Genomic DNA, 7732 nt, shown 5'->3' on the forward strand with positions numbered 1-7732 from the left:
GGGTCGTGGGGATGGGTCTGATCGTCGCGCAGAGCCTATGCATTGACCAGCGAGACCAGGTCGTCGGCACGGGCGGCGTCGTGGATCCTGTCCGCCGTCTCCGCCTCCGAGAGATAGCGCGGCGTGAGGCGAGCCGGCGCGAGGAGCCCGCGGTCTGCGAGGTCCTGCACGAGGGGCAGGTCCTCGAGCGAGAACTTGCCGAGGAAGAGGAGGTCGAGCGCACCGCCGTGCGCCACGTGCTCCAGGAGCGCCAGCAGCCCGCGCAGATAGATGGCGTCCTTGGTGAACCCGCCGGCGCGGTACACCCGCATGGCGACGCTGTAGGCGCTGCCCGCAGGCAGGCCGTGGCCGGTGAGCAGCCGGTGCGTCTCGACGAAGCTCGCGCCGCCGACCAGCGCGTGCACGGCCACCACCCGCGCCGCGAGCTGGCGCAGACGAGAGGCGGTGAGCCCGCCGCATGCGATCTCTGCGAGGACCGCGAGGCCCTCCTGCGTCTCGTCGTAATGAGCGAGCCCGGCGCCGAGCATGCGGATCGGCTGCGCCAGGCCGTTGACCTGTGTCACGAGGTGCGTACCCACCTCATGCTGCAGCAGGGCGTTGACGCGGGGACCGGCCACTGCCGCGTTCTGCGAGATGAGGAGCGTGTCACCCTCGACCAGCACGCCCGAGACGTCGTCGCGGATCTCGGCGTGGAGCTCCGCATCCGGGTCGATCGACCGATAGTGGGCGATCTCCGCCTTCGCCGCCGCGAGGAAGGCGTCTGCTCCCACGGAGTCCTGCTCGAGCTTCCCGTGCGGGAGCCGGCTGAGCAGATCGTCCGCGGCGTCTACGAGCGCGGGCAGCACGGGCCCGTACTGGGCGATCGACAGTTGTAGGAAGTCGGGCGTGTTCCGCGCGCGCAACATCTCCACCCGCAGCGTCATCTCGCGCTGCCGGTTGCGCAGCAGCGCTGCCAGGGTGGCGTCGGTGACGGCGTCGAGCGGGAGTGCGGCCACCTGGGCATCGAGCACTTCGGGGTCGACGTCCAGGCTCCGGTACTCAAAGACCGGGTCGATCTCACGGTCGGCGAGGAACTCCGCACGGATGTCGTCCGCGTTCACCGGCGTCATCTCGAGGAGGAATCGCACCGTCCCGGCGAGCGACGCCATCGCGTGGTCCGCCGCCAGGTCGGCGGGCGAGAACGCGCCCTTCTCGATGACGTCGGTCTCGGGCCCGCCGGCATCGTCGACATGCGTCGAGTCGGTCACGGTGTCGCCAGCTCCAGAAGCGCCTCTTCGAGGGACGGGATGGTGGATGCCACGGCCCGGGCGAGTTCGTCGATTCGAGCGTGATCCGCCTCGCCGGTCCACTCGTCCATGAACGTCTTTTTGAACTCCAGCGCGAGCACGGCGGCCCTGCCCGGATAGCGGGCGTGCGTCCAGGCAGCCAGCTGCTGCCCGCGGAAGCGGACGTTCTCGCGCACGTCGAGCGGTCCGGCTGACGTCCCTGCCTGAGTGAGCGACTCGATGAAGGCATCCGCCACGCAGCCGAAGCGGTCGCGGTCGAGCGAACCCGTCCCGACGTTCACCTCGGGATTCTCAGCCCATGGGGCTTCCGGCGCGTCCGCCCCGTCGCGGCGGTGGTTGTAGGAGTGGATGTCGAACACCACGAACGGGCCGCGTTCGGCGACGACGTCAAGTCGACGACCGAGCTCCGCATAGAACGCGTCGTACACCTCCAGCGATCCCGCGACGAGAGCCTGATCGAGTGGTGGATCCCGGACGACCTCCAGACCCCACGCCTCCTCCGCCGAACGGTAGACGGCCTTCTCGCGCGAGCGGTTCAGGTCGACCTCGAAGCGCGACCGGTGCACCACGACGCGGGCCGGGACGAGTGCGCCGATCTCGTCGGTGTGGGGGTCTTCCTCCCGCAGTCGATCCTCGTCGGGCAGGACCAGCGCGGCCGCGACCTCCGACCGGACGTCGTGCCCGTTGTGGATCGCCGTGGCGATGAACTGTCCGCTCCAATCGCCCAGGAATTCGAACGCGGAGCGCTCCGTAGTGACCATCAGCCCATTGTTTTCCCGGGCGGAGAGGGGCCTCAAGGGCTTGACAGGGCTCGGCAGCCCCCGTATCTCGCGCGCTTCGGAGTCGCGGCACGTACACGGCGCTGCCCTCGCGGCTGGGTAGAATCGTCGGGCCAGCCTCTGTAGCTCAATGGAAGAGCAGTTCCGTCCTAAGGAAACGGTTGGGGGTTCGAGTCCCTCCAGGGGCACAGTCTCTTTTTGCCTCTGACCAGGTTTTTCTTCTGTGGTCAGACCACTCAGAATGCGTTTTTGCCCGCTTTTTGCCCGCATTCTGTTATTTCGGCACGCCGAAAATGACCGTCTTCAACGGCCTGCGCGCGACGTCTGAGAGCGCCAAAATGGAGCGTTTCGGGCGAAATCTGCCTCATCGAAAAACTGAGCAATCTGCTCTCCGGGTTTGCGACGCGCTAGCGGCGCGAGAGGCGGTCGTGTGAGTGATGGCCCCCTTCGTAGACTCGGAGCCGGTAGAGCTTCAGGAGGGCACGTGGCAGAAGCACAGTTGCGTCGAGCGGCCCGGGCGCGTGCAGCGCTCGAACATCTCGCGTCAAATGCGGCGCCGGGCGAATACGTCCCGATCAGCGACATCTGGGAGGACGCGGAACGCTCTGTACCCCTTTCCGAATACGAGTCCGAGATCAACACCCGCGGTCTGCGTCGAGGCGAGACGGACTGGCGTTTCGCGAGTTCTGATCTCGTGAACGCGGGCTGGCTGCGTAAGCACCCCGACGGTTCGGGGCGATGGGCCATCACTGAGTCGGGACTACGAGCACTCGAGGATTTTGCGGGTGACGAGCTGTTCGCAGAGGCGCAACAGCGAACGGCTGCCTCAAGACTTGAGTTGCGCGCCAGCATCGGCGACGCTCTCGCGACCGCGTGGGTCTCTGAAGATAGCGCTCAGCGGAAGATCCTTGCTGCTTCGCGGGCGTGGGTCGAGGAAGGTCTTCAGAGCGGCGGCTCGGTGTTCAGCCCGGGACTTTCCGTGTGGGACACCGCCACGGTATCGGCGCTCCACTCGAAGTGGGTCGGCGCGCCGCGGGTGGAGGGCGCCAACTTCGTCCAGAACCTCGCCGTTCAGCTCGAAGGCGAGACCGATGCGGTCAAGCTCCTGATGGCCGAGATCGTTGCGCTGCAGATTCTGCCCATCTCTACGGTCATGGGCCACGCCAAGAAGACGGAGAAGGTCGAGGCCGTTCTTCAGCTGATGAAGCATGGAGTCTCAATCCCGACCCTGTTCGACGAAGCGTTCGGAGGTGGCGCCTTCAATCCCGGAACCGGGATGATGTCGCGCATCAGTCACGCGGTCACGATCATCGTCAACCTCGCCAAAGCGTGGGTCGACCTCGACGCTGACGAGCAAGAACGGGTGCTCCACGACCCACGAGCATGGCGCTCGTTCGTGCTGTCCGTCGACGGCGATTCCTTCCCGACTCAGCGATACTCGCTCATGTATCTCGTGCATCCCGGGTTCTTTGGGCCCATCGTGTCCGAGGACCACCGGCATCGCATCCGCGAGGCGTTCATCGGCGAGATCGGTGGGCAATTTGGCGACGACGCGGACGACGACCTGCGGCGAATCGTTCTTGCGCTGCAAGCGAAGACTGGCAAGCCTGTCAGTTTCTACAAAAGCCCGCTGCGCGATCGATGGCACCCGGATGCTCCTCCCGAGCCGCCGATCGATCTCCATGTCGACCCAGTGGAGGCGGATGGGGATGACGCCGTCGCCGATCCGCGCGGGTTCCGGCCAGCCGACATCGATGTCGCCCTACTGAGCGACCAGCTCAACCTGGACGCCGGTTGGATCACACGCGTGCTCGATGCTTTGCATCGGCGCGGCCAGGTGATCCTCTACGGTCCCCCAGGAACCGGTAAGACGTTCGTCGCGAAGGCGCTGACGCAGGCGATCACCAACGGTCGCCAGGAGGCGCAGCGTCGCATCCAGTTCCACCCTTCCTATACCTACGAGGACTTCTTCGCGGGCTACCGTCCGCGCGAGAAGAACGGACAGCTTGTTTTCGAACTCGCCAGGGGCCCGCTGAGTCGCATCGCCGAGGATGCGCGCAGGGATCCCGACGTCGCACATGTACTTCTCATTGACGAGATCAATCGGGCGAACCTGTCGAAGGTCTTCGGCGAGCTCTACTACCTGCTCGAGTACCGCGGTGACGCCATCGATCTGCTGTACGCCGGGTCCGGGACCGACGGCGGCGACACGTTCGAGTTGCCCCCTAACGTGCTGATCATCGGGACGATGAATACGGCCGACCGCTCCATCGCCCTGCTCGACTCCGCGATGCGGAGGCGCTTCTCGTTCTTCGAGCTTCACCCCGAGGTGCCACCGGTGGCGGGCATCCTTGATCGCTGGGTGCGAGAGCATCCGCAGACGTACCCGCTGCCCGCGCTGTTCGCCGAACTGAACTCGCGCATCCGGGATCGGGAGGACCGGATCGGTCCGAGCCACCTGCTTCGCCCGGACGATCTCTCCGTGCAGGATCTCGACGCGATCTGGACCGAGAACCTTCTGCCGCTTCTCGAAGAGCGTCATCTGGGCACGGACGTCGACGTCGCATCGCGCTTCTCACTCTCCTCGCTGCTCTCGGCACTTCAGCCGACAGCGTCGACGGCGGACACGGTCGAATCGGGCGAATCGACCGCCTCCGAGGCGTCCTGATCTCGCCATGCCCGAGCGCGTCTACATCAGGGAGAAGGGTGAGAGCTTCGTCGACCTGACGCTCGCGCAGGCGATGGAGCTGCAGGATCTTGGATTCTGTCGTGTCACCCCGACTTCGACCGCGGGACGCTGGCGGATAACTGACGTCCTGAAGGTCGGAGTGGCGGTCGTGAGTGGCTGTGAACTCCACGTGGTGCCGAAGACGCCGCTCGAGAACATCGTCCTAATGGCCTCGCTAGGAGGAGTCCAGTTGCGCCTTGGTGGCGATGACGTAGGGCACGGGAGCGACAACTCGATCCCGACGGCCATCGCACGTGCGCTTCTTATCGCGGTCGAACAGGCGACGCAACGGGGATTGCTGAAGGGCTACCGCAGCGTGCAGGAGTCCACCGCGGTCGTGCGCGGTCGGTGGGACATCCCGCGCCAGCTCGCGAAGCGACCCGGTATTCCGCTCCCCGTCGAGATCGAGTTCGACGATTTCACCGAGGACATCGATGAGAACCGGATCCTGTTGACGGCCCTGCGCGTACTCGCCCGGCTGGATGGAATGGCAGACGTGCTCGGCTCCGCCTTCACCGCGGTGCAGATCCTCTTCGCAGATGTGGAGTCGTTACCCCGCGGAATGCCACTCCCCCATGTCCGCCCCAACCGGCTCAACCAGCACTACACCGTGCCCCTTCGCTTGGCACGCGTGATTCTGGAGGCTGTGTCATGGACCCATCGAGATGGAGCCACGGTTGGAGGCACGTTCCTCGTCGACATGGCACTGGTCTTCGAGGGATACATCGCCAATCGCCTTCGGGCGAATCTTGCGGAGGTCGGGCTCGATGTGACCGCGCAAGATCGGGGCCGGTGGTTCGACGTCGACAGATCGGTGGCCCTCCGGCCAGACATCGTCATCTCGCGTGACGGCGCTCCAACAACGGTTGCAGATACGAAGTACAAGGTGCTCGGTAGCGGGAACGGCGCGATGCCCAACGGGGATGTCTATCAGGCCGTCGCATACGCGCTCGCGCTCGACGTTCCCACCGCGCATCTCATCTACGTGTCGGGCGATGTTGTCGCCCGCGTTCTCCAGATCCCGTCGGCGGGCATCGATGTTCACGTCCATGCCCTGCCGCTAGAGGGGAATGCCCGGGCACTCGAGCATGGTGTGGCCGCGCTCGGCGCGAAGCTCGTGCACGGCGGGCGATGAGCGATAGGGCTCCACAAACTCGTGAATGCGTCCACGCGCGGCGCGCAGGTGCCGCAGACAACGATCCGTTACTTCTCGCCGAAGTGGCCTGCCGAGAATGAAGCGCGGGCGTGGTTCCCATTTGAACACGTACCGCGGAATCACAGTCGAGCTGTGCAGCGGACGACTCCATCCGCGTCCAAGGCCGGACCCGACTCGTAGGGAGGCCGGCCCCTCTGGCGTCCGCTTCGTCGGAGCAGTGAGCAGTCCGCTCTCTTGACTACTGAGGTCGGGCGTACCGGGTCTGAGGACCCGACGGCAGCGCCACGAGCGGCATCTGGTCGTTCAGACGTGTCGCCACGGCATCCAGATCGTCGTCGAAGAGATCGGCGTAGGTGTCGAGCGTCATCGCGGCGGATGCGTGGCCGAGCATCCGCTGCACGGCCTTCACGTTCGCGCCCGAGCTGATCGCGAGTGACGCCGCGGTGTGCCGAAGGTCGTGCGGAGTGAGCCGCGGGATCGATGGGTCGAACTCCTGCGCACGCCGGACCGCATTCGCGAACCATCCCTTGTTGCCCGAGTTGCGCATGTGGTTGACCCCGTCGCCAAACAGCAGACCCTCGGGGCCCTTGCCGGCGCAGGCCTGCTCGATCATCAACGCGAGCCGCTCCGGGTACGGGACAGAGCGCTTCTCGTGCGTCTTCGGCGTGCCGACGTGGATCTCGTACGCGATCATCACCGCGTTCTCTTCGATGACGAAGCGCCGACGGAGGCGGTTCACACTGCGCACACGCAGTCCTGTGGCCTCGCCCCACCGGAGGCCGGTGTACGCCAACGTCAGGACAAGCGTCGGATACGCCGAGCACGCCGCCAGCGTCGCGACCTGGTCATGCGAGAGGTAGACGCGGCGCTTGCCCGGGCCGCGTCGAGGCAGGTTGCGCACATGGCGGGCTGGATTGCTCGCGAGGCGGCGATCGTCAATGGCGACGTCGAGGATGCCGGCGAGGACCCCCAGCGCTCGAAGAACGACCGTGCTCGACTTCTGCGTCGCGAGGTTCGACACCCAATCCTGGACTTCGGAGCGCCGGATCGACGAGATCTCCCTGTCGGCCCACACCGGCGCGACGTGATTCTTCCACGCCCGTTCGAGTGTCATGTAATACGAGGGCTTGGACATCGGCGGCTGCTTGGATCGCAGCCAACTGTCCGCGAACATCCGGACAGGAACCCGCGACGAGGACGGGTCGATGTACTCCCCCTTCGACTTCGACACCGTGACCATGGAGAGGTATAGCTTGGCTTCGCGCATCGTCGTGAAGCCGCGCTTCTCCGCCTCGGTGCGATCCGGCTTGCGGTACCGCACGCGATAGCGGCGGCCCTTCGCCGATTCGTACGGTGTGATGCTGCCCATCTCGACCTCCGCTCATGGCCGATTCGCCGGTGAGTATTGGCCAGTGTCGGACACCGGAACGACCACGTCAACGTTGCCGAGCGGGGATGTCGGTCGATGCGAGAAAACGTCGCCAAGAGTCGTTGGTGCAGGAGCGGAACGCCTTCCTCCGACGTCGAGAGCATAGCGATGGAGCGCGGGTCCGTTCTCGACGCTCACTCCTTGCAGACTCCGCGCTGGCGCGCGTCGCTTACCAGCCGTTCGTCATCGAGCACTTCGCCGCGCGCCAGCGCCGAACGGGCTCTGCGTGTCGACGACGGTTGAAGAACCGGCCAAAACGACGGGCGAAAACTAGGCCACCTGGTTGTCGTTTGCTCAGTCTGCCGGATCCTGCGTCTTGATGCTTGGGAGGCTGTCGATCCCTCGTCCGCGGAG

The 7732-nt window shown here is 65.6% G+C and carries 5 protein-coding genes and 1 tRNA gene; 3 read left to right on the top strand and 3 right to left on the bottom strand.

All coding sequences use genetic code 11. The features are described 5' to 3' along the window. Positions 1-35: 35 nt before the first annotated feature. Complete coding sequence (locus ACLBXX_RS12805; protein ID WP_447658328.1) at positions 36-1247, bottom strand: flavohemoglobin expression-modulating QEGLA motif protein; 1212 nt, start codon at positions 1245-1247, stop codon at positions 36-38. Further along, positions 1244-2047 carry an N-formylglutamate amidohydrolase gene (locus ACLBXX_RS12810; protein WP_447658329.1) on the bottom strand — a complete coding sequence of 268 codons (804 nt, stop codon included), beginning with the start codon at positions 2045-2047 and terminating at the stop codon, positions 1244-1246. Before ACLBXX_RS12810 ends, ACLBXX_RS12805 begins: the two co-directional genes overlap by 4 nt. 134 nt (positions 2048-2181) lie before the next feature. Between ACLBXX_RS12810 and ACLBXX_RS12815 the strand changes: the two genes are divergently transcribed. The 3 genes from ACLBXX_RS12815 (at position 2182) to ACLBXX_RS12825 (ending at position 5928) form a co-directional block, all read left to right on the top strand. Further along, positions 2182-2253 (top strand) — tRNA-Arg (locus ACLBXX_RS12815). Positions 2254-2549: 296 nt separating this feature from the next. Next, positions 2550-4733, top strand: a complete 2184-nt coding sequence (locus ACLBXX_RS12820) for an AAA family ATPase (RefSeq protein ID WP_447658330.1) — start codon at positions 2550-2552, stop codon at positions 4731-4733. A 7-nt stretch (positions 4734-4740) separates the two neighbouring features. Next, on the top strand, positions 4741-5928 hold the full coding sequence (locus ACLBXX_RS12825; RefSeq protein ID WP_447658331.1) for an McrC family protein: 1188 nt from the start codon (positions 4741-4743) through the stop codon (positions 5926-5928). A 259-nt stretch (positions 5929-6187) separates the two neighbouring features. On the opposite strand, the gene ACLBXX_RS12830 is transcribed toward ACLBXX_RS12825, so the two are convergent. Further along, complete coding sequence (locus ACLBXX_RS12830; protein ID WP_447658332.1) at positions 6188-7318, bottom strand: tyrosine-type recombinase/integrase; 1131 nt, start codon at positions 7316-7318, stop codon at positions 6188-6190. Positions 7319-7732 lie beyond the last annotated feature (414 nt).

It is taken from the genome of Microbacterium sp. C23T (genome assembly GCF_053345975.1).

Bases quoted from the DNA above. Each gene is read 5' to 3' on its own strand.
- ACLBXX_RS12810 (WP_447658329.1), bottom strand. From the start codon at position 2,047: ATGGTCACTACGGAGCGCTCCGCGTTCGAATTCCTGGGCGATTGGAGC.
- ACLBXX_RS12825 (WP_447658331.1), top strand. From the start codon at position 4,741: ATGCCCGAGCGCGTCTACATCAGGGAGAAGGGTGAGAGCTTCGTCGAC.
- ACLBXX_RS12830 (WP_447658332.1), bottom strand. From the start codon at position 7,318: ATGGGCAGCATCACACCGTACGAATCGGCGAAGGGCCGCCGCTATCGC.